This window comes from Paenarthrobacter sp. TRD_SC_7, assembly GCF_056156245.1.
The window spans coordinates 2,754,580-2,776,371 of sequence record NZ_CM149587.1 but is presented as its reverse complement, the minus strand read 5'-3'; the positions used below and the strand labels follow the sequence as shown (position 1 = coordinate 2,776,371).

The 21,792-nt window shown below is 61.3% G+C and carries 22 protein-coding genes; 11 read left to right on the top strand and 11 right to left on the bottom strand.

Annotated elements, in window-relative coordinates:
• Positions 1-65 precede the first annotated feature (65 nt).
• Positions 66-968, bottom strand: a complete 903-nt coding sequence (gene ypfJ / locus AC0J5Z_RS13530) for a KPN_02809 family neutral zinc metallopeptidase (RefSeq protein WP_475032951.1) — start codon at positions 966-968, stop codon at positions 66-68.
• A 61-nt stretch (positions 969-1,029) separates the two neighbouring features.
• Between ypfJ and AC0J5Z_RS13525 the strand changes: the two genes are divergently transcribed.
• Together AC0J5Z_RS13525 and AC0J5Z_RS13520 are read left to right on the top strand one after the other, a co-directional pair.
• Positions 1,030-2,421, top strand: coding sequence for a class I adenylate-forming enzyme family protein (locus tag AC0J5Z_RS13525; protein ID WP_475032949.1), 1,392 nt, complete (start codon positions 1,030-1,032; stop codon positions 2,419-2,421).
• Positions 2,393-3,634, top strand: coding sequence for a thiolase family protein (locus AC0J5Z_RS13520; RefSeq protein ID WP_475032947.1), 1,242 nt, complete (start codon positions 2,393-2,395; stop codon positions 3,632-3,634). The genes AC0J5Z_RS13525 and AC0J5Z_RS13520 overlap by 29 nt, the downstream gene beginning before the upstream one ends.
• On the opposite strand, the gene AC0J5Z_RS13515 is transcribed toward AC0J5Z_RS13520, so the two are convergent.
• Genes AC0J5Z_RS13515 through AC0J5Z_RS13505 form a run of 3 tightly spaced genes read right to left on the bottom strand, consistent with a single transcriptional unit; the run spans position 3,631 to position 5,648 of the window.
• On the bottom strand, positions 3,631-4,257 hold the full coding sequence (locus AC0J5Z_RS13515; protein WP_475032945.1) for an energy-coupling factor transporter transmembrane component T family protein: 627 nt from the start codon (positions 4,255-4,257) through the stop codon (positions 3,631-3,633). The two genes, AC0J5Z_RS13520 and AC0J5Z_RS13515, sit on opposite strands and share 4 nt — an antisense overlap.
• Positions 4,254-4,991 carry an energy-coupling factor ABC transporter ATP-binding protein gene (locus AC0J5Z_RS13510; protein ID WP_475032942.1) on the bottom strand — a complete coding sequence of 246 codons (738 nt, stop codon included), beginning with the start codon at positions 4,989-4,991 and terminating at the stop codon, positions 4,254-4,256. Before AC0J5Z_RS13510 ends, AC0J5Z_RS13515 begins: the two co-directional genes overlap by 4 nt.
• 18 nt (positions 4,992-5,009) lie before the next feature.
• A complete protein-coding gene (locus AC0J5Z_RS13505; protein ID WP_475032939.1) occupies positions 5,010-5,648 on the bottom strand; it encodes a biotin transporter BioY in 639 nt (212 codons plus the stop codon).
• A 269-nt stretch (positions 5,649-5,917) separates the two neighbouring features.
• Between AC0J5Z_RS13505 and AC0J5Z_RS13500 the strand changes: the two genes are divergently transcribed.
• Positions 5,918-7,516: an ABC-F family ATP-binding cassette domain-containing protein gene (locus AC0J5Z_RS13500; protein ID WP_475032937.1), complete on the top strand. Its 1,599-nt coding sequence runs from the start codon at positions 5,918-5,920 to the stop codon at positions 7,514-7,516.
• Between the two features lie 7 nt (positions 7,517-7,523).
• Here the strand turns inward: AC0J5Z_RS13500 and AC0J5Z_RS13495 are convergent, their stop codons facing one another.
• From AC0J5Z_RS13495 to AC0J5Z_RS13480, 4 genes are read right to left on the bottom strand one after another with little or no spacing between them, the layout of a single operon-like run.
• Positions 7,524-8,009: a YbaK/EbsC family protein gene (locus AC0J5Z_RS13495; RefSeq protein ID WP_475032933.1), complete on the bottom strand. Its 486-nt coding sequence runs from the start codon at positions 8,007-8,009 to the stop codon at positions 7,524-7,526.
• Positions 7,993-8,859 (bottom strand): SURF1 family cytochrome oxidase biogenesis protein, encoded by an 867-nt coding sequence (locus AC0J5Z_RS13490; protein WP_475032929.1) that lies wholly within the window; start codon positions 8,857-8,859, stop codon positions 7,993-7,995. The genes AC0J5Z_RS13495 and AC0J5Z_RS13490 overlap by 17 nt, the downstream gene beginning before the upstream one ends.
• Positions 8,860-9,135: a hypothetical protein gene (locus tag AC0J5Z_RS13485; RefSeq protein ID WP_475032925.1), complete on the bottom strand. Its 276-nt coding sequence runs from the start codon at positions 9,133-9,135 to the stop codon at positions 8,860-8,862.
• Positions 9,132-9,629 carry a DUF3099 domain-containing protein gene (locus AC0J5Z_RS13480; protein WP_475032923.1) on the bottom strand — a complete coding sequence of 166 codons (498 nt, stop codon included), beginning with the start codon at positions 9,627-9,629 and terminating at the stop codon, positions 9,132-9,134. Before AC0J5Z_RS13480 ends, AC0J5Z_RS13485 begins: the two co-directional genes overlap by 4 nt.
• Positions 9,630-9,782: 153 nt before the next feature.
• On the opposite strand from AC0J5Z_RS13480, the gene fabG reads away from it, so the two are divergent.
• The 3 genes from fabG (at position 9,783) to AC0J5Z_RS13465 (ending at position 13,200) form a co-directional block, all read left to right on the top strand.
• The gene (fabG, locus tag AC0J5Z_RS13475) at positions 9,783-10,508 is read left to right on the top strand and encodes a 3-oxoacyl-ACP reductase FabG (protein ID WP_475032920.1); all 726 of its coding nucleotides are present in this window, start codon (positions 9,783-9,785) and stop codon (positions 10,506-10,508) included.
• A gap of 118 nt (positions 10,509-10,626) precedes the next feature.
• On the top strand, positions 10,627-11,379 hold the full coding sequence (locus AC0J5Z_RS13470) for an SDR family oxidoreductase (RefSeq protein ID WP_475032918.1): 753 nt from the start codon (positions 10,627-10,629) through the stop codon (positions 11,377-11,379).
• Between the two features lie 318 nt (positions 11,380-11,697).
• The gene (locus AC0J5Z_RS13465; RefSeq protein WP_475032916.1) at positions 11,698-13,200 is read left to right on the top strand and encodes a sugar ABC transporter ATP-binding protein; all 1,503 of its coding nucleotides are present in this window, start codon (positions 11,698-11,700) and stop codon (positions 13,198-13,200) included.
• 78 nt (positions 13,201-13,278) lie between these two features.
• Here the strand turns inward: AC0J5Z_RS13465 and AC0J5Z_RS13460 are convergent, their stop codons facing one another.
• Together AC0J5Z_RS13460 and serB are read right to left on the bottom strand one after the other, a co-directional pair.
• On the bottom strand, positions 13,279-13,848 hold the full coding sequence (locus AC0J5Z_RS13460) for a roadblock/LC7 domain-containing protein (protein WP_475032911.1): 570 nt from the start codon (positions 13,846-13,848) through the stop codon (positions 13,279-13,281).
• 330 nt (positions 13,849-14,178) lie between these two features.
• A complete protein-coding gene (gene serB / locus AC0J5Z_RS13455; protein ID WP_475032907.1) occupies positions 14,179-15,072 on the bottom strand; it encodes a phosphoserine phosphatase SerB in 894 nt (297 codons plus the stop codon).
• Between the two features lie 110 nt (positions 15,073-15,182).
• On the opposite strand from serB, the gene AC0J5Z_RS13450 reads away from it, so the two are divergent.
• From AC0J5Z_RS13450 to AC0J5Z_RS13430, 5 genes are all read left to right on the top strand, one after another.
• Positions 15,183-15,968, top strand: a complete 786-nt coding sequence (locus tag AC0J5Z_RS13450; RefSeq protein ID WP_475032905.1) for an ABC transporter ATP-binding protein — start codon at positions 15,183-15,185, stop codon at positions 15,966-15,968.
• A gap of 19 nt (positions 15,969-15,987) precedes the next feature.
• The gene (locus tag AC0J5Z_RS13445) at positions 15,988-16,773 is read left to right on the top strand and encodes a sulfite exporter TauE/SafE family protein (RefSeq protein WP_475032903.1); all 786 of its coding nucleotides are present in this window, start codon (positions 15,988-15,990) and stop codon (positions 16,771-16,773) included.
• 7 nt (positions 16,774-16,780) lie between these two features.
• Positions 16,781-17,590, top strand: coding sequence for a TrmH family RNA methyltransferase (locus AC0J5Z_RS13440; protein WP_475032901.1), 810 nt, complete (start codon positions 16,781-16,783; stop codon positions 17,588-17,590).
• Positions 17,591-17,731: 141 nt separating this feature from the next.
• Positions 17,732-17,989, top strand: a complete 258-nt coding sequence (locus AC0J5Z_RS13435) for a type B 50S ribosomal protein L31 (RefSeq protein WP_017200906.1) — start codon at positions 17,732-17,734, stop codon at positions 17,987-17,989.
• A gap of 86 nt (positions 17,990-18,075) precedes the next feature.
• Positions 18,076-19,176 (top strand): lipoate--protein ligase family protein, encoded by a 1,101-nt coding sequence (locus AC0J5Z_RS13430; protein WP_475032898.1) that lies wholly within the window; start codon positions 18,076-18,078, stop codon positions 19,174-19,176.
• 10 nt (positions 19,177-19,186) lie between these two features.
• On the opposite strand, the gene pepN is transcribed toward AC0J5Z_RS13430, so the two are convergent.
• On the bottom strand, positions 19,187-21,790 hold the full coding sequence (gene pepN, locus AC0J5Z_RS13425) for an aminopeptidase N (RefSeq protein ID WP_475032896.1): 2,604 nt from the start codon (positions 21,788-21,790) through the stop codon (positions 19,187-19,189).
• Positions 21,791-21,792: the final 2 nt, after the last annotated feature.

Sequence of the window (21,792 nt, the reverse complement as noted above, 5' to 3'; positions counted from 1 at the left end):
AGGGTTCCGGGCTTGCCGCCCGGAACCCTTCCTTGGTGTTTAAGGCCTTACTTGGGGACGAAGACCTACGGCGCAGCTACTCCAAATGTGTCGCACTTGTTGATATCGCCCGTGGTGTACCCCTGATAGAACCACTTCTGCCGCTGCTCACTGGACCCGTGGGTCCAAGATTCAGGAGACACCCGGCCGGTAGCCGCCTCCTGGATCCGGTCATCACCAACGGCGGAAGCGGCCGAGAGCGCATCCTGCAGGTCCTGCTGGGTCAGGGGATCAAGGAAGGGCTTGCCGGTGGCGTCCGTTTGGGTGGTGGCGTGCCGGACCCAAAGTCCCGCATAGCAATCAGCCTGCAGTTCCACGCGGACTGCTCCTGACTGCGGACCTTGCGGGTCCTGCTGGGCCTGGTCGAGGTTGCCGAGGACGTTCTGGACGTGGTGTCCGAATTCGTGGGCCACTACATACTCCTGCGCCAGCGGACCCCCGGACGAGCCGAAGCGGGTGACCAGGTCATCGAAGAATCCGGGGTCAAAGTAGGCGGTGGTGTCCGCAGGGCAGTAGAACGGACCCACGGCACTGGTGGCCGCACCGCAACCGGTGTTCGTGGCTTGGCTAAAGATGACAGTCTTGGGACGGGGATACTCCACGTTGTAGTCCGCAAGGTAGGCAGGCCAAAAGGCATTGAGGCTGTTCACTGTCCCTGTGATCCGGCAGTCCAGCCGTTTGTCCGCATCGGCACCGGTCTGGCATTCCTGGACACCTCCGGCCCCGCCACCACTTTCGACGGCGGGTGGCTGGCTTCCGCTACCTGTCAGGTCCCCGAGGATATTGGGATTAATACCGAAAAGTGCCAGCAACAGCACCACTATGCCGCCGCCAATGCCTCCGCCGATCTTGGTGCCGCGGCCCATGCCACCGCCACGTCGGTCTTCCACTTGCGAAGGGTCAAGCTGTGCGCCGTCATTGAAACTCATACAGTCAGAATAGACGTCACTGTTGGTGCCCGATGCCGGACACTGCCGTAAAATTGTTTGGATGCCTTTCCTGGACAAACTTCAGCTCTGGGCCGAGGAGCGCCCCCACGACACCGCCGTCGTTGTGGGCAGCAGCCGGCTCACCTGGGCGGGACTTCGCGACGCTGCAGCAGGGCTGCTGCGCGACACGACTGCCACTACTGTTCTTGCCGAGCCCAACTCCGTGCGCTTTGCGGAGCGCTACGCGGCCGCGGTGGCGGGGGAGCGCCGCTGTGCGGTGCTGGATCCCGAATGGCCGCTCCCCATGATCGAGGAAGTCTCGTCCCGCGTCGTCGAGGCCAGCAGACCCGTTGAGGCGGAGCTGGTGGACGGAGACCCGTCAAGTACCTTCCTGATCGGCCTCACGTCGGGCACCACTTCGGTTCCCAAAGCGTTCACCAGGTCCCGCCGTTCCTGGCATGTGTCCTTCGAAGCGTCCATCGAGTTTTTTGGCCTCCAGCAGGACGATCGGACCCTTGCACCTGGACCCCTCTCAGCCAGCCTGAACCTGTATGCCCTCTCAGAATGCCTGTATGCGGGTGCTGCGTTTCATACACTTGAATCATTCGACGTGGGTGACGCCCATGCTGCCATCGCTCATGACGGCATCACCCGCTTGGTCCTGGCGCCCACTGCGCTGAGATTGCTCAGCGAACGGGGACTCGCCGGCGACGTTGACGCTTCCGGCATCCGCAGCATTATTTGCGCCGGTTCCAAGTTGGACGCCCGGACGTTGGAGGCGGCTCGGCGGTGGGCGCCCCGTGCGGCCATATACGAGTACTACGGTGCCTCCGAGTTGAGCTTTGTTTCCGGCACCCGCCTGGCCGCTGGTCAACCACTCGACGCAGGTGGTACCGGCATCGGTGTGCCTTTCCCAGGCGTTGAACTGAGCATCCTCGATGACACCGGCAGGCCCCTTCCGGACGGCGAGCATGGAAACATCAGTGTTCGCAGCGGAATGGTCAGCAACGGCTACCTGTGGGGCGACGATGGACAAGCCCTGCGCTGCCTTGACGGTTGGTACACCGTGGGGGATCAGGGATTCCTTGAGAACGGCACCCTTCACATCCTTGGCCGCCGCTCGGACATGATCATTACCTCCGGAAAGAACGTCTACCCGCACGAGGTTGAGCTTGCCGTGGCTTCAGTGCCCGGTGTGGATGTTGCGGTAGCCGCCGGGGCGCCCGACGATATTCGCGGCCAAAAGGTGATCGCCGGCGTCGTACCTGCCTACGGCGCGGTCACCGCCACCCAGCTCCGCACCGGACTGGATGGCCTGCTGGCACGGGACAAGTGGCCGTTGCAGTATTACGTATTGGCGGAGCTGCCCATGACAGACCGAGGCAAGGTCAGTAGAAAAGTTCTCCTGGACTGGATCAAGAATCATGACCCCCGGGCGCAGCCCCTTGGGTAGCGGCAGCCCCTTGGGTAGCGTCGAAGAATTGCAACGCGGGTCCGACGAATCCCGGCAACCCGTCATCATCGCCGCGCTCCGGTCTCCCATTTGTCGTGCCAACGGGCAGCTGAAGCATCTCCGAGCACCGGATCTCCTGGCGCCCGTGCTGGGTTCGCTCCTCGAGGCAGCAGGCCTGAACCCTGCAGACGTGGACGACGTCATCATCGGAAACGCGGTGGGCGGAGGCGGCAACGTGGCCAGGTTCGCCGCGCTCCAGGCCGGGATGCCAATCACAGTTCCCGGCATCACCGTTGACCGACAGTGCGGCTCCGGCCTTGACGCCATTGCACTGGCGTCACGGCTGGTGGCGGCCGGCGATGATCCGCTGTATCTTGCCGGCGGCGTCGAGAGCATCAGTACCGCACCGGCCCGGGCCAACAGAACCGACGACGGCGAACTGGAATTTTACTCGAGGGCCAGCTTTGTGCCTCAACAGTTCGGCGATCCTGACATGGGTGTTGCTGCGGAGAACGTGGCCCGCGCGTTTGGCGTGACCCGGGAGCGACAGGACGAGTACGCACTCCGGAGCCATCGCCGTGCGGTTGAGGCGGCAAGTGCGGGCTCCTTTGCGGATGAGATCGTTCCGCTCAAGAGCAACGAAAAACTCGTAGATTCCGACGACGGCCCCAAAGCGACCCTGCGGGCGCCGCTGATGGCGAGGTTCCCTGCTGCGTTCATGCCGGGCGGAACGGTCACGGCAGCGAACTCTTGCTTCGACGCGGACGCAGCCTCAGCTGTGGTCATAACGTCACTCAAGCGGGCTCGCGCGATGGGCGCGAGAGACGGGTTGCTGGTAATGGGGTGCGACACGGCAGGCGTTGATCCGGAACTCCTTGGTATCGGGGCCGCCCATGCCGCCGAACGGCTACTAAACCGCCACGAAGTGGCCGCAGGAGACGTTGACCTGATTGAGTTTAATGAGGCGTTTGCCTCCCAAACCATTGCATGCCTTAATCACTTGGGCGTGGATCCAGAGCGAGCCAACCTGGACGGCGGCGCCTTGGCTTTGGGTCACGGCTACGGCGCCTCAGGAGCGGTACTGGTGACGCGGTTGATGGCTCAGTCACGCAGCCGATATGCAACGCATGGGGGGAGTCCGTTGGCGTTGGCAATGATCAGCATTGCAGGCGGGATGGGAACCGCAGCGCTGGTCCAGTACACCAGGCTTTAGTCTCTTTCCGGTTCGCCCAACCCGCGGGCTGCCAGTGCGTCTCCGGTTTGGCGGGCGTACGCCACAGTGGTAATGAAGACAGGAAGGACCAGCGCGCGGGGATTGCGTTCAAGCCCGCGTGCCCGCGCGGAGTCCCGTACGTCCGAGAAAGTGCCCGCAATGAATGGAATACTCCTCAGCATCACTGCGATGGTCAAGGCGAATCGTTCAGGATCGGCGCCGAAACGCCGGAACGGGTTCGCCAAGGCCACCACCCCGTCCAGCAGCGCCTGCACGGGGGTGGTTGCTGTCAGCACGGACGCCGCCACCACACAAATAAGCACATTAAGTACGATGCGTGCTGCGGTGGGTCCACCGAGTTGCCACCACTGGAAGAGACCGATGACCAGCAGGATGGGCGTAACCATCCAGACGGCTTTCAGAAGTCGGCGGAAGCCGGCTCCGGTGAGCAGGAACAAGCCGCACATGATGGCGAAGACCACAAGGGAAGCGGACCAGTCCACAATGAGGAAAGACGCCGTTCCGCAGGCGGCTACCACCAGGAATTTCAGCCACAGGGGAGTGCGGTGGATGATCGAGTTTCCGCGAACGTAGTTCGCAATCAGGAAGCCATGGCCCCTCACCTGGACACATCACCTAAAGGCCCGCCGGGCAGGGCAGCCTCGCACAGCGAACGGTAGCGGGCGACGCCGTCGGCAGCACCGCCGTCGAACTCGATACGTCCGGACTCCACCACCAGCACCCTGTCCATGTCGAGTGCGAGGTCGAGATCGTGCGTGGACATGATCACCTGTTGATCCAGTTCGGCTACGGTACGCCGCAGGAGTTCGCGATTCCGGAGGTCCAAGAGGGTGGATGGTTCGTCAAGGACCAGGACCGCCGGATCGACGGCCAGGACTGCAGCCAGTGCCAACAACTGCCTTTCACCACCGGAAAGTTCGTAGATGCTTTGATCGGCCAGGTGCAGTAGGCCGAAGCGATCCAGGACCGCTTCTGCCCGGGCGGCCCGCTCCTTGGAGTTCTTGATGGAACGGCGCAGGGAGAGCTCAACGTCCTCCCGCCCCGTCGGCATCACCAACTGAGACAGGGGATCAGTAAAAACGAAGCCCACATTGCCGCGGACCTGACGGCCAGAAGCAACGGTATCGTCGCCGTGGACCGCAACAGTGCCTTCGCTCGGTACAACCAAACCGTTCAGGAGACGGAGAAGGGTGGATTTCCCGGATCCGTTAGCGCCGATCACCCCGATCCTGCGCTCAGTCAGGTCCAGGGAAATGTCCTGGAGCAACGTCTTGGGCAAATCGCTTCCATCAACCGGGACGCGCACCGAGACACTGCTGAAACTGATGGAGTTCATCTACTGATTGTTCCTGCTTTACTTGACCCGACGCACCAGGACGTCCGGGAAAGCCTTGTGAATCGCCATGGCGATGATCACAGCCAGGACGTTCTTGAGGATGTCACCGGGTACGAAGGGGAGGTCTGCGAGGAGAGCCTTGGTGAAGTCCAGTTTGGCGTTGATCATCATTCCAAGGACTCCCAGCGCGTGGATGACCACGATGCTGCTGACCATTGCCGCTGCGAAGAGCCACAGCGCACGGAACTTAACCGTCCGGCGGATGACAACCCCCGCTAGGTAACCGGTAGCCGCTGCAGCCAAGGGGAACGCGATGATGTAACCGGCGGAGGGCGTCGCAAGAATCCCCAGTCCACTGCGGCCACCGCTGAAGATCGGAAGTCCGGCGAAGCCGAGCAACACATAGAGCCCGACGGCGGCGAAACCGCGCCCAGCGCCCAGCACCAGTCCGCTGAGCATCACTGTCAGGGTCACCAAGGTGATGGGAACGCCAAGGGCGCCTACCGGAATACCAGGGACGATCGCGGAGGCGGCGACGAGGGCCGCGAAAACCGCAATGAGGCCGAGGTCGGTGGCGGTCCAGCGTTTGCGGGAGGAGGCGGTGCGCTGCACTGTTGCGTCGGAGGTGGCAGCAGTGTCAGGTTGGGTCTGGCTCATGACGGTCCTATCGGGTGCGGTGCGATGAAGTTCTATTTCCCCTCCTGTCGAGGGTACGGAGGGACGTTGGCCGGGATTTTGGAGCCTTCCCACAAAGTCTTTCGGGAATTGTTTGGCTGTTGGCACAGTTTTCTCCCTGTGAGGGCCGATGTCAGCCTGCGGCCGGGGTACCGGTAGACTTGAACAGGCTGTTCTCACAGCCGCCCCCGCCGCACTTATCGGACCCGCCGGTCCCCGCGAGCGTTCCCCATTGAAAGGCATCACCCGAATTGATTACCGTCCAGGACCTCGAACTCCGCGCCGGCGCACGCCTGCTCATGGACCAGGTCAACTTCAGGGTGGACAAAGGTGACAAGATCGGACTGGTCGGACGTAACGGTGCCGGCAAGACCACCCTCACCCGGGTCCTCGCCGGCGAAGGCCTTCCCGCCGGCGGCAAAGTGACCCGCAGCGGTGAGATCGGCTACCTGCCGCAGGACCCGCGGACGCCGGACATGGAGCAGCTTGCCCGGGACCGCATCCTTTCAGCCCGCGGTTTGGACGTCGTGGTAGGCAAGCTCAAGAAGGCCCACGAGGACATGGCAAGCGATGATGCCGCCGTGCAGCGCAAAGCCATGAACCGCTACGACCGCCTGGAAGCTGAGTTCCTCTCGGGTGGCGGCTACGCTGCTGAAGCCGAAGCCGCAGCGATCTCCTCCAACCTCGCGCTGCCGGATCGGCTCCTCAACCAACCGTTGAAGACCCTCTCAGGTGGCCAGCGGCGCCGTGTCGAGTTGGCACGCATCCTTTACTCGGACGCGGAAACCCTGCTCCTCGACGAGCCCACCAACCACCTTGACGCCGACTCCATTACTTGGCTGCGCGACTTCCTGAAGAACCACCAGGGTGGCTTGATCGTGATCAGTCACGACACGGACCTGCTCGAAGCAACGGTGAACAAGGTATTCCTGTTGGATGCCAACCGCGCCCAGATCGACTTCTACAACATGGACTGGAAGCGCTACTTGCTCCAGCGCGAAACGGATGAGCGCGCGCGGAAGCGCGAACGCGCCAATGCCGAAAAGAAGGCCCAGGTCCTGATCGACCAGGCCAACAAGATGCGGGCCAAGGCCACCAAGGCCGTGGCGGCCCAGAACATGGCCAAGCGCGCTGAGAGGCTCCTGAGTGGGTTGGAGGCTGTGCGCGAGAATGACCGCGTAGCCGCCCTGCGCTTCCCGGATCCCTCTCCTTGCGGCAAGACCCCACTGACCGCGGAGGGCCTGAGCAAGTCCTACGGCTCCCTGGAAATATTCACGGACGTGGACCTGGCAATCGATCGCGGCTCCAAGGTGGTCATCCTCGGCCTCAACGGTGCCGGTAAGACCACCCTTCTGCGCATGCTCGCCGGTGTCGACAAGCCTGACACCGGTGACATCATCCCAGGGCAGGGCCTCAAGGTGGGCTACTACGCCCAGGAGCATGAGACGCTCGACGTCGACCGCACGGTCCTGGAGAATATGCGGTCTTCAGCCCCGGACATGAAAGACGCCGAAGTCCGAGGCATCCTGGGTTCATTCCTGTTCTCCGGTGACGACGTCGACAAGCCCGCGGGCGTCCTCTCCGGCGGTGAGAAGACCCGGTTGGCCCTGGCCACAATTGTGGCCTCCAGCGCCAACGTGCTGCTCCTCGATGAGCCCACCAACAACCTGGACCCTGCCAGCCGTGCCGAAATCCTGGGTGCCCTCAAGAACTACAGTGGCGCCGTCGTCATGGTCAGCCACGACGAAGGAGCCGTTTCAGCGCTGAACCCGGAGCGCGTTGTGTTGCTCCCGGACGGTGTTGAAGACCACTGGAACGAAGACTACCTGGACCTCATTACCCTCGCGTAGGCTTCGGCTAGCGGACCTGCAGGGGTTCCGCTGCGGTGATGCGTGCCAGCTCTTCGTAGGTGATGGAAAACATCGAGTTGTGATCTCCTGCGCCGGCCCAGAGGACCGGGTGTGCTTGGAGTGAGACGTCCAGAAGTGTCCTGATCTTCCGGGGATGCCCCACTGGCGCGACTCCGCCTACTTCCTGGCCGGTGTGCTCCAGCACGAATTCCGGTTTGGCGCGGCGGATATTTCCCGTGCCAAGCTGGGTAGCAACCAGGGCCGTATCAACTTTGGCCGCTCCACTGGCGAGAATGAGCAGGGGTGCGCCGTCGAGTTCAAAGATCAGGCTGTTGGTAATCGCGGCGACATCGCAGCCGAGGGCCGAAGCGGCTGCCGCCGCTGTGGGCACCTTTTCATCGAAGATCCGAACAGTGTCCTCAGCGCCAGCGGCTGTCAAAGCAGCCCTGACGTTGAGCACGGAATCAGGGATCAAATCAGTAGCCTTGTGCATCCAGGATGGCGTCTTCCTCTTCTTCGGACGTGGGCCGCTTGTTTTTGCGGGGAGCAGGCGTGCGCTTCTTGGGCGTGCCACCGGCGGCGAGGATTTGTTCGTCCTCTTCCTCCTCGGCGTCGATGGCCGCGTTGCGGGCCTGTTGCCGCGCTGCGTATCCGAACCCGATGAACATCAGGACACCAAAGGCGAACCACTGCAAAGAGTAGGAAAGGTGCGTTCCTTCTTCGGTGGCAGGCTTGGGGAAGGGAGTGGGCATCGGCTGCACGGCGGGGTTTTCGCTCGCCAGCTGCCCGTACGCACCGGTGGCGATGGGGTAGGGAAGTTCGCTGGCGAAGCCGGCGAGGTCTATGGAGGCCAACTGGCCGTCCACCGCGCCACGATCCAGCTTGGGTTCGGCAGGCTTAAGCCGTGCCACCACCGTCACCTCGCCAGTGGGAGGAGCAGGAATGACATCAGGACGGCCAGGCGTGTTGTTGCCGATCGGCAGCCAACCCCGGTCAATCACCACGGCGTCGCCTGTGCTCAGCCGGAAAGGGACTACGACGTCGTAACCTGGCTGGCCGTTTAGCGGCCGGTTGCGCACAACCCGCTGACCGTCAAGGTCGTAGCTGCCACGCAACTCAACCTGGGTCCATTCCCGTTCAGGGTCCAGGGCATCGAACTGGTCTTTGATCTCCGTATAGGGGATTGGGGCGGCCGAGTAGTTGCTCACCACACGATTGATTTCTGCCAGCGTCTCAGCCCTGCGGTCCATCTGCCAGCGGCCCAGGAAAACGCAGGCCGTGGCGAAGATGACAGCCAGCACGAAGTACCCCAGCCACTTGCTGGAGAAAAGGAAGCGGTACATTCAGCCAGCCTCATCCGCTGTTGCTTCGCTGGCCATGAACGGCACAGTTTCTTTCCAGAGGCCCCGCGTCTGCAGGTATTCCTCCAGCCAGTCCCGGTGGTCTCCGCACGAAAGCCAGACCTTGCGCCGATCCGGCGTGTGAATGCGGGGATTGTTCCACAGGAGTTGCCATTCGGCTCCGGCACGGCATCCTTTACGGGAGCACAACGCCGGACCGGTGGCGCGTTCGGACTCTTGGCTGGCCGCACTTGCGCCGCCAAGGTTAAAGATATTCATGAAGCCGCCCGTTCGTCGCCGGGATGTCCGGCCTCTCTTGCCTGGCCCGCCGGGGGGCCTGCTTGTTTGCTTGGTGCTTCGTCATCCACCAGTTCCCCTTGGAGCACTGTTGGCGCGTCCGCAGGAGTTTCTTCCGGCTCGGAGGAACGTTCTATTTCAGGGACAGCCACGTACTCCAGCAAGGATTCACTGTGGTCCTCGGCTTTGTCGTTGCCATTGGCGATGACCACGGCAATCCACGGCAGGAACACCGCGCCCGCGATGGCGATGATCTTAAACCAGCCGTCCACTACGAATATCAGGATGATGCAGACCATGCGGATGCCCATGGCCACCGCATACTTGATCATGCGATCACGCATGTCTTCGGAGTGCGCGGCAGCGGCATCTGTGATGCTGTGGACTTCGGGGTCGCTGGAAACAGCGTCCGGTTCCCCGGGCACTTGCTGCAGGGGACTGTTTTCTCGTGTCACAACTGAATCATCACGCTCCAAAGGCCTCTCTCAATTCTCTCACCAAGGCGGTACCCGCCCAAACCGCGCTGGTTACCGGTTACCGGCGGGTTGCAGCGGGCTGCGGATAGGATCGACACAGGAAAATCCCCCTTCATAGCGGCATACGAATGCCGCGGAACCAGGAGCGAAAGCATGTCTGAAGCAGTATCCACCGGCCGCAGCGTCCTCATTACCGGCGGCAACCGGGGCATCGGCCTCGCCATTGCGGAGTCGTTCCTTGCCAACGGTGACAAGGTTGCCGTCACCTACCGCAGTGAGACAGAACTGCCTGAGGGCATACTGGGGGTCAAAGCCGACGTCACCGACGAGGCATCGATTGACGCTGCGTTCAAGATCGTCGAAGAGGCGCACGGGCCAGTGGAAGTGCTTGTAGCCAATGCAGGCATCACCAAAGACACCCTGCTGTTGCGGATGAGCGAGGACGACTTCACGTCAGTTGTGGACACCAACCTGACCGGCGCGTTCCGTGTCATCAAGCGGGCCTCCAAGGGCATGATCCGGCTGCGGAAGGGCCGCGTTGTTCTCATCTCCTCGGTCTCGGGCCTCTACGGCGCTCCCGGTCAGATCAACTATTCCGCCTCCAAGGCCGGCATGGTGGGCATCGCACGCTCCCTGACCCGAGAACTCGGCAGCCGCGGTATCACTGCCAACGTTGTTGCACCCGGTTTCATCAACACGGACATGACTGCCAAATTGCCGGAGGACACGCAAAAGTCCTACTTGGCCAGTGTTCCTGCGGGACGCTTCGCCGAGGCTTCCGAGGTAGCAGACGTTGTGCGCTGGGTTGCCAGTGACGAAGCTGCGTACATCTCCGGCGCCGTGATCCCGGTTGATGGCGGTCTCGGGATGGGTCACTAGCCCGCTAGCCTGTCAGGCAGTTTTTTGTCCGGAGCCAACAACAGATTTCAACTATGCCGCTGGCATGATGGAAGTCGAGCCCACATGATTTTGGATGAAGTGAACAAAAGGAGCACGAATGGGAATGCTGGATAACAAGACCGCCATCGTCACGGGATCTTCCCGCGGAATTGGCGCCGAAGTTGCCAAGATCCTCGCCGGCGAGGGTGCCGCCGTCGTCGTCAACTACCGCCAGAAGGCGCCTCGCGCCAACAAGGTAGTGACCGAGATCCAGGCAGCAGGCGGGCGGGCAGCTGCCGTAGGCGCAGACCTCACCACCGATGAAGGGGTGCACGCCCTGGCCAGCACGGCCATGGAGGAGTTCGGTTCCCTGGACGTCCTGGTGCTCAACGCTTCCGGCGGCATGGAATCCGGCATGGAAGAGGGCTACGCACTCAAGCTGAACCGCGATGCCCAGATCAACATGCTCAATGCCGCAGTTCCCCTGATGCCGGAAGGTTCGCGGGTTGTCTTCGTGACCAGCCACCAGGCTCACTTTGTCGAGACCGTGCCCACCATGCCCGAGTACGAGCCCGTTGCCAAGAGCAAGCGCGCCGGCGAGGACGCTCTCCGTGCACTCTTGCCCAATCTTGCAGACAAGGGCATCACATTGGTGGTCGTTTCCGGCGACATGATCGAGGGCACCGTGACGGCCACCCTGCTTGACCGCTCCAACCCGGGAGCCATCGAAGCGCGCCGGGCAGAAGCAGGCAAGCTGTACTCCGTGGAGGAGTTCGCGGCCGAAGTTGCCAAGATGGTAACCGCCGACGTCGAATCCGGCCACACCGAATACGTGGGTGGCGCCGACTACTTCGATAAGACTGCCGAGTAGCGAGCACACCAGACAGCAGCGGTCCGGGACATCCGTCCCGGGCCGCTGCTGTTTAAGCAGCCCATAGGGCTTCGAAATGACAATTCTATAAATTATTCGGTTTTGGCGTCACGAAATGAGGATTGTTGTTTCACCTTTGTCGCTTTGCATTAAGGGACTCCATCTGGTTGACTCTCCAAGGCGCCCTCGTCCTTGGTTGTCAGCAGGCCGCATAAACCCAGGTGGCGAGTTTATGCCAAATCACCCACCTCAGGCAGGTGAAAGCTTCGCGGTTGACTCACAGGGGCGGCTATTGTCCCTTTGCATTAGGAGCTTTCTTTGGACCTGTTATTGCACGCTGATGATATTCATGCCTCGTACGATCATCGGCGCATCCTTAAAGGCGTCGGACTTTCGGTACAACGTGGCGAAATACTGGGGTTGATCGGAACCAACGGTGCGGGAAAGACCACCCTGATGGGCGTACTTGCCGGGTCCCATAAACACGACGCCGGACTGATGATGCTGGCCGGTGAAAAGTATGTGCCGGACTCAATAGAGGAAGCGCAAGCCTGCGGCGTCGGGCTCATCCCGCAGAACTTCCGGATCGACCCCCAACTAACCATTGCAAGCGCCATTTTTCGCGGTACTTTCCAAGCAGGCAAGCCCCATCACGAACTCCGCGATCAGGCAAGCAAGCTGATCCGGGACATCGGCATCAGCTTGGATCCCGACGTGAAGGTCGGAACGCTGATTCGCGCTGAGCAGGCCCTTGTTGAAGTCCTGAGGATGGTTGCGGAAGAAGCTCAGTTGGTCATCATGGACGAGGTTGCCGCCTCGCTACCGGACCACGATGTCGCCGTCCTGCATCAAGTATTGCGGATGCTGGTCAGGCAAGGACGGGCGATCATCTACATCACGCATCGCCTGGATGAGGTCCGATCCATTGCGCACCGCATCGCCGTCCTACGGGAAGGCCGGGTGCATAAGATTTTGGAAGCCAGCCAAACCGACGTCGACGAACTAGCCTTCCTGTTGCTGCAACAGGAACTAGAAGGCAGTGCCAGGCCCGCTGACCCGGCTAGCGGTGATGAGGCCCTACGGGTGGTGAACCTCAGCATGGAGGACAAGGTTCGGGAGGTCACCTTCCACGTGGCCAAGGGCGAGATTTTTGGGTTGGTTGGAACACATCGCTCAGGCGTCTACGAGTTGGTCGAAGCGCTTGCGGGCGTTCGCCCCAGCACCTCGGGGCAGATCCTTGTGCACGGGCAACCGGTACAGATTCGGGGGGTCCAGGACGCCTCCCGCTTGAAAATCGGCTACTTGTCCGATGCCGCAGAGGATGGTGAGGAGGCGGGCAGCATCGTGGACGGCCTTCAGCGTGACGCTGACGCGGGCGCGGCAAATCTTAGGGATGAGATCAGCCAGCTTCGTGGAGTAGCTGAGGTCATTCGACGCATGCGCATCAGCACGACGAACATCCACGGCAACGTCACCACCCTCTCGGGCGGAGACCGCCAGAAAGTGCAGCTTGCCAAACGGATGACTACGGACTGTGACGTCCTGATCCTTAGCCATCCGAGCCGCGGCATTGACATCGGCGCTAAGGAGACCGTTTACAAGATGCTCAACGAGCTCAGCCAAACGGGGGTAGCCATTATTCTCCTGTCCTCTGACTTATCCGAACTGATCGGCTGGTGCCACCGGGTGGGCGTGATGCGCGACGGAGAACTTGTGACTATCGAGGCCAACGCCAACACCAATGAGGACGTATTGGTACACCACATGTTGGGTGTGAAGTTTGAATCCGGTGGCGGCGAGGCACGCCGAGTGAGAAATTGACGCTGAAGCGTTCTACTGCTGAATAACAAAGGGGACGGTCGCGCGTGCGCCACCGTCCCCTTTCGCTTCCCTCAGGAGTCAGATGGTGATGTTCTTGGCAAGGTTCTTGAGCTTGTGCCGGGCCAGTGCCAGGTTTGCGTAAGTACGATCGAGTACAAGGTAGACGAAGAGGCCCCTGGAACCGCTTGAGTTCAGGACGTTGATCAGGTGGTACTGGGTCCCGAGCGTGATGAGGATGTCTTCAATGTCGCTGTCAACGCTTAGCTCGGACATGGTACGCAGCTTCGCGCTAACTACATTCGAGTTGCCCGCAGCGGCAACGCCGAGGTCGAAGCCCGGGCTTCCGCCTTGTGCCAAGGCCATTCCGCTGGAATAGTCCACCACGGCCGCACCAGTGGCTCCTTCGATGGCCAGCAGTTGCTTTATGGCTTCATCAAGTGTGCTCATATCGGGTTGTTCCTGTTCTGTTGTGTAATCGGCGGTGTCCGTGAAGTTGGCAGTTCGGGTTGCGTCAACGTCGTAGTGATTCATGTGGAGAATCTCGTGGAGTGGTGTTAAACGCTCGTCCGGCGCGGCTTGGTCATATTCAGCCGATTCGAATCCGTCGACGCGTTTCCACCATTTCCACGTGCGCTCCGAACGGTTCACTTACTGCCCCCCGCACTTCCATCATCCCGACTTACCGCCTCTATGCGGAGTTGTTTATAAGAGTCTTCACTTTACACAGAAAGTACCGGACCAAGGAAATATATTTACCTTGTAACGACGCGAATCAATTCCGATTGAGAATTGGTGTCGGTTTGATAAATTATTGCAATTTCTGCGTCACGAAATCGATTTTACTGTTTCTCCACGATCGCTTCATTCTTCGACTGGAAAGTGAGGCCGCACGCAGACACGCCGAAGCGCCGGCGGAAAGCCCCACCGGCGCCGGGTGATAAGAACTTGCAGCGGCCTCGCGCAAGCAACGCCCTAAATTCAGACGTTGGCGATATGCCGCACGGCGTCCAGATACGGCATGGTGATGACAGCGTCAGCTACTGCGCGCACAGCTGGTTTCGCATTGAAGGCAACTCCTATGCCTGCAGTACTGAGCATGTCCAGGTCGTTGGCGCCGTCGCCCACCGCAATGGTGTGCTCAAGGCTGATACCTTCGGCAGCGGCCCATTCACGCAGGTACTTTTCTTTGGCTGCCCTGTCAATGACTGCGCCGAGTACCTTACCCGTCAACGCGCCGTCGACGATTTCGAGCTCATTGGCAATCCAGTAGTCCAGGCCGAGTTCGTCCGCGATGGGCCCCAGGATTTGGTTGAATCCTCCGGACACGACAGCCACCACGTGGCCTGCCTCTTTGAACGCGGCTACCAGCTCTGCCGCACCGAGGCTTAGGCGCACCTCTTGACGAACAGAATCGACGACGGCGGCAGGCAGTCCGGCGAGCACGGCAACGCGGGCGTGCAGGCTCTGCGCGAAGTCCAACTCGCCGCGCATGGCAGCTTCGGTGACGGCGGCGACTTCCTCGCGCTTGCCCGCATGAGCTGCCAGCAACTCGATGACCTCCTGCTGGATCAGGGTTGAATCCACATCCATGATCAGGAGTTTCCGCGGGGCTTGGCGGAGGGACTCCGGAACAATGGCTGTATCCACTCCGGCGTTGGCGGCCTCGGCCACCAAACGCCTCACGGACAAGAGGTCTGCAGCCGTGTCCGCGCCCACGGTGAGCCCGGCCGTGTGCACGCCGAAGCGTTCGTCTCCGCCGTGTGATTCCGATGACACCGAGGCGCCGGCATCAGCCAGTACTCTGAGCACATTTTCCAGTGATTCGGGGGACAGATTCACGCCGTAGCTGACTGCAGCCAAGTTCGAAGTCATGGCCTCAATCCTACTGAGCGCGCCAGGTTCACCCGAATTCGTTTCGGCTGGGAAACCAAGAGAAACCCCGGTTATCAGTCATCTGCATTTTTGTCCTAGTGTCTACTGCTATGAGTGATGTTCTGGAATTGGCTTCCGTCAGCGTTGTCCGAGGCAAGAAAACCCTGCTGGACAAGGTTGACTGGGAAGTCAACGAAGGCGAACGCTGGGTCATCCTGGGACCGAACGGCGCTGGCAAGACAACCCTTCTCCAGATAGCTGCCGCCCGTATGCACCCGAGCAGCGGCAGGGCCGGAATCCTCGATGAGACGTTGGGGCGTGTTGATGTCTTTGAACTCCGCCCTCGCATCGGCCTCTCTTCGGCAGCACTGGCCACCCAGATTCCTGAACACGAGAACGTCCTGAACGTCGTGGTCACCGCAGCCTACGGCGTCACTGGCCGCTGGCGCGAGGGATACGAGCGCGACGACGAACGCCGCGCCTTCGGCTTGCTCAACGACTGGGGGATGGGCCCCCTGTTGAACCGCACATTTGCCACCCTGTCTGAGGGTGAGCGCAAGCGCGTCCAGATTGCCCGCGCGCTGATGACCGACCCCGAACTGCTGCTGCTGGACGAGCCCGCAGCTGGCCTCGACCTCGGCGGCCGCGAGGAGCTCGTCCACAAGCTCGGTGAACTCGCCAGCGACGAAGCTGCTCCGGCAATGGTCTTGGTAACCCACCACCTTGAAGAAGTGCCACCGGGATTCACGCATGCCATGCTGCTCCGCGACGGCGGAGTGGTCGCTGCTGGTCCCATCAAGGAAGTCCTCACCGACGAGCACCTCAGCACAACCTTCGGACTGGCCCTGGACGTTTCCGAAAACGCCGGCCGCTACACAGCCACCGCCCGCCGCTAGGCCGGTTCCGTAGTTAAAAATGGAGATTCTTAGCAGCATCCTTGTCTTTTTCGCGGGCCTGTGGGCGGGCACCATCAACGCGGTGGTCGGTTCCGGCACGCTGGTGACGTTCCCCGTTCTCATTGCTCTTGGCGTCACACCGGTGGTCGCTTCCATGAGCAACGCGATGGGACTTGTGGCGGGTACTGCTGCAGGCGCCTGGGGTTACCGCCGAGAACTGGCAGGCCGCGGCAGGCAGCTGCTGAAGCTTCTGCCGGCCTCCTTGCTGGGCGGCATCACCGGCGCGTGGCTGCTGCTGCACCTGCCAGAGAAAGTCTTCCACTACGTAGCTCCCGTCCTGCTGGTCCTCGCCCTCCTCATGGTGCTGTTCCAGCCCAGGCTGCAGGCATGGGTGCGCAGCCGGGAAGAAAATCCGGAACACGCCATCCGCGACCGCAGCCACGGATTCCTGCTGGTGCTTCTTGTCTATCTGGCAGGCGTGTACGGCGGCTACTTCGTTGCTGCGCAGGGCATTCTCCTGGTGGGAATCCTCGGGGTGTTCCTCACGGGAACCATGCAAAACGCCAACGCCATGAAGAACATCCTCGTCCTGGGCGTCAATATGGTGGCGGCTATCTCATACCTGATTTTCGCCTTTGACCGCATCAACTGGCTCGTTGTCCTGCTCATCGCCGTGAGCTCCACTATTGGCGGACTTGTCGGTTCGAGGGTGGGCCGGAAACTGTCGCCCAAGGTCCTCAGGGCTGTCATCTTCACCCTCGGCATCGTGGCCTTGGGCTTCATGATTGCCAACCTGCTGAAATAATCACCTGGTGACATTCCATTATCTCGAGTCCGCCGACGATCCCCGTGTGACGGACTACACCACACTCACCGATGTTCACCTCAGGAAGCTGCGCGAGCCGCGGGAGGGCATGTACATCGCCGAATCCTCCAAGGTCCTTCGCAGGGCGTTGGCTGCAGGGCACCAGCCACGTTCCTTTTTCCTGGCGGACAAGTGGTTGGAGGACTTGGACGACGTTTTCCGGGCTCATCCCGACGTTCCGGTCTTCATAGGCAAGGCGTCCTTGCTGGAAGAAATCACCGGGTTTCACCTGCACCGCGGTGCCATGGCCGCAATGCACCGGCCGGCTCCCGTCCCGTTGTCGGACCTCTTGGCCAACGCGCAGCGAATTGCTGTCCTGGAGGACATTGTGGACCACACAAACGTGGGGGCCATCTTCCGCTCTGCTGCTGCATTGGGTGTAGATGCGGTCCTCGTGTCGCCACGGTGCGGGGACCCGCTGTACAGGCGCAGTGTTCGCGTCAGCATGGGCACGGTGTTCCAGGTTCCGTGGGCACGCTTGGAAAGCTGGCCCGATGACTTGGAACGCCTGAAGGAACAAGGCTTCACTGTGGCGGCCATGGAGCTGACCGACGACGCTTTGGACCTGGATGATCTCGCGGCAAGAAAGATCCCGAAACTGGCCTTGGTGCTGGGAACCGAAGGTGCAGGCATGAGCGAGGGGACGTTGGCCGCCGTCGACCTCGCCGTTAAGATTCCCATGCGTGCAGGGGTCGATTCGCTCAACGTCGCAGCCGCCTCGGCGGTTGCATTTTGGGAACTTCGTCCGCACGGCTGAGCGCAGTTCGTACGGGATGGCCATATCCGCTATGATTGGTTGTTGGCCCAGCCGCTGGAATGTTCGCATTGCAGCAAAGGTCCACCTCCATTCATACCTGGCAGCTGGCAAAATCCAGTTGCGCGAACAAAAGGTCCCATTATGAAGTCTGATATCCACCCGAAGTACGAAGCTGTTGTTTTCAACGACCTGGCTTCCGGTACGCAGTTCCTGACCAAGTCCACCGTGTCTTCCTCGAAGACCATCGAGTGGGAAGACGGAAACACCTACCCGGTTATCGACGTCGAAATCTCTTCGGAGTCCCACCCGTTCTACACGGGCAAGCAGCGCATCATGGACTCCGCTGGCCGCGTCGAGCGCTTCAACGCTCGCTTCAAGGGCTTCGGCGGCAAGAAGTAACCCACTTCACCCCAAGGCTTTTCAAGGCCCGCATTGCTGGATTTCCGGCAATGCGGGCCTTTGCGTTTTCCGGCAAGATGGACAACATGACTTCCCACCCGACCCACGAACCGCACACTCACGACGACGGCACGCGCCTTCACGGCGAATATAAAGTCCCGGGCGGCAAACTTGTGGTGGTGGACCTGGAGGTTGTGGATTCACGGTTTTCCAAGGTTTCGCTGAGCGGCGATTTTTTCCTGGAGCCCGATGAAGCACTTGAGGACATCAATCGCGCACTGACCGGTCTCCCGGAAACGTCAACAGCGGCAGACATTGCCGCGGCCGTTGCTGCCGGCTTGCCTGATGACGCCGTACTGTTCGGGGTTTCCCCCGAGGCGGTGGCTGTAACAGTCCGCCGTGCACTCTCCAAGGCGACGGGGTGGGCGGACCACCAATGGGACGTCATCCCACCTTCAGTGCTGCCCACGCAAGTTAACGTTGCGTTGGACGAGGTCCTCACGGAGGAAGTGGGAGCCGGGCGGCGCAATCCCACCTTGAGGTTCTGGGACTGGGAAGAACCGTCCGTTGTCATTGGCAGCTTCCAGTCGGTACGGAACGAGGTGGATCCGGACGGCGTCTCGCGGCACGGCATCACCGTGGTTCGTCGGATCAGTGGCGGCGGTGCCATGTTCATGGAAGCCGGCAACTGCATCACCTACTCGCTCTACCTGCCGCAGACGCTGGTGGACGGCATCAGCTTCGCCGACTCCTACGCGTTTTTGGATGCCTGGGTCATGGCCGCATTGGAGAAGCTGGGCATTACAGCCTTCTACGTGCCCCTGAATGACATCGCCACCGACCAAGGCAAGATCGGAGGTGCAGCGCAGAAGCGGCTCGCCAATGGCGGCATGCTGCACCACGTCACCATGAGCTACGACATCGACGCCGACAAAATGGTGGACGTCCTGCGCATCGGCAAGGAAAAGCTCTCGGACAAGGGAACCCGGAGTGCCAAGAAGCGCGTGGACCCGTTGAGGCGCCAGACAGGTCTTGCACGGTCGGCAATCCTGCAGACCATGCAGGAAGTCTTCATTGAGCGCTACGGTGCCGTGGAATCCCGGCTCACCGACAGCGAACTCGACGAAGCCAGGCAGCGTGTGGGTTCAAAGTTCGGCACTGAGGAATGGTTGAACCGGGTTCCCTAGATCCCTGCGCTCAGCCGGCCGCCTGTGCCTTCAACGCCCGCAACAGGTGGCTCCGTTGCTCGATGACGATGCGGCGCAGGGCACGGGGAGCTTCAGCATGGTCGCGAAGCCACTGGTCCGCCCGCACCAGGACCGGGTGCTCAGCGGGCCGCGTACCTTCGGACAAGTTCTGGGCTCCCGGGAAGAGACCACGGACAATCCTGCCCGCGATTTCAATGCTGCGTTCTGACCACACACGCTCGAGGCACTCGAAGTATGGCTCGACGTAGCGTTCCAGAAGGTCTCCGGGAGCAGTAACGAAGCCCGCTATCGTGGCGCTGAGGATCTCGTTGGAAAGGCCGGTGCTGTTGACAGCGGAATCCCAGGCAGCTGCCTTGACTGATGCGTCCGGTCGGGCTGCAGAGGCCAGAGCATGGCCCTCCCTGCCCGATGCCGTTGTATCAGCTTCAAGCTCCCGGTCCAGCTCAGCCAGGGTCGCCCGCCCATGGGCTGCCAACGCCTGCCAGAGGCTCCATCGCAGTTCCGCGTCCACGGCCAGGCCCGCCACCACGATGCTGCCGTCCAGGATGCCCCGCACCAGGGTTAGCTCGCTGTCACCATGCCTGGAAACGTCGGCCAGGGTCCTGGCCCAAGCAAGTTGCTGGTCAGAACCGGGAACTGCAGCCATCAACTGCTCAGCGGCCACGCCCAGGAAATCCTTTCGCACACCCTCGCGGGTGGCTGCGGGGACGTAGCGTTCGATGGCGCCGGCAGCGTTGCCCAGCACGTTGAGCAAGACACCTATGCCCGCTTCCGAAGGCGCGAACTGCTCGACGGCGGACACGTAGCGCGCCGCTGGAGTCACTCCATCCCGGGCCGAATCCCAGAGCGCGGTCCAGCACAGTGCCCGTGCCATGGGGTCTGAAACCTTGTCGAGCGATACCCGGACAGTATGTTCGGACTCCGGATCGAGCCGTACTTTGACGTAGCTCAGATCGTCATCATTGACCAGGAGCAGCGCTGGCCGGCGCTCTCCATTCAGTTCAGTCACCAGTGTGCTTGGACCGGCAACGTCCACTTCGATGCTTGCAGACCGGACCAGGGCGCCTGTTGGGTCGGCGTCATACAAGCCAAGCCGCAGGCGGTGGGGCCGGAGCTCTTGATGCCCCGTCAGGGGATCGATGGCCTCCTGCCGTAGCGTCACCGCACCGAGGACTCCATCATTTTCCACGATCTCCGCTGTAATGGTGGAGATACCGGACGTTTGCAGCCATTGGCGTGCCCAGCCAGCAAGGTCCCTTCCCGAGGAGGCGCTGAGGGCCTTCAGGAGGTCCTGCAAGGAGGTATTGCCGAATTCGTGGTCGCGGAAATATTGACGGGAGCCTGCAATAAAGGCATCGAAGCCCACGTAGGCCACCAGTTGTTTTAGAACCGAGGCGCCCTTGGCGTAAGTAATCCCATCGAAGTTCTGCTTGGCCGCCTCAAGGTCCGGGATGTCGGCCACAATCGGGTGCGTAGTGGGCAGTTGGTCCTGCAGATAAGCCCAGGCCTTGCGCTTGCTGGCAAAATTCACCCACGCAGTGTCCCAGTCCGTAGCGCGGTCGACACCAAGCGTCCCCATGTAATCGGCGAACGACTCCTTGAGCCAAAGGTCGTCCCACCAGTTCATGGTCACGAGGTCGCCGAACCACATGTGTGCCATCTCGTGCATCAGGGTATTCGCGCGGGCCTGGTACTGGGCATCAGTGGCGCGGGAAGCGTAGACGTACTTCTCGGTAAAGGTGACCAGGCCGGGGTTTTCCATAGCCCCGAGGTTGTATTCGGGCACAAACGCTTGATCGTACTTTCCCCACGGGTACGGGTAGTCGAAGAGTTCATTGAAGAACCCCAACCCGCTCTTCGTCAGACGGAACAGTTCGTCGGCATCGAAAGAGTCCGCCAAAGATGCGCGGCAGTAGAGTGCCAGCGGCACATCAAGGCGGGTGCCGTCGTCGAACATTGCTCCCCAGTGATCCGTAGCCTTGAAGTAAGGCCCCGCAAGCACAGTGGTGATGTAGGTGGACATTCTTTTGGTGGTGGCGAAGTCCCATTGCGAAACCGCCGGGTCAGTCGCCACAGGCGTGCGCGCTTCCTCAACCCCGTTGGACGCAACTTCCCATCCGGCGGGAGCAATGACATGGAACGTGAATTCGGCTTTGAGGTCGGGCTGTTCGAAATTGGCGAAGACGCGACGGCTGTCCGCCGGTTCGTACTGGGTATAGAGGTAGCACTGGCCATCGGCGGGATCCACAAAGCGGTGCATGCCCTCGCCAGAGCGGCTGTAGAGTGCCCGCCCAATCACAGTCACCGTGTTTTCGGTCGCGAGTCCTTCCAGAATGATCCTGTCGCGGTCCACCACGGACCCAACGTCAAGAGGCCGGCCGTTCAACACCACTGACTCGACGCCGGCGCTGATGAAATCCAGGAACGTTGCAGAGCCTTGCTCGGCGGAGAATCTGATGGTGCTTGTACTCGGGTATTCGGCGACGGCGGGATCTGCCGCATCGCGGACATCGAGGATGACGTCGTAGCTGTGGGTGGTGATCAAGGCTGAACGGATAACGGCTTCGTCGCGCGACAGGTTGTGATTCGACACAC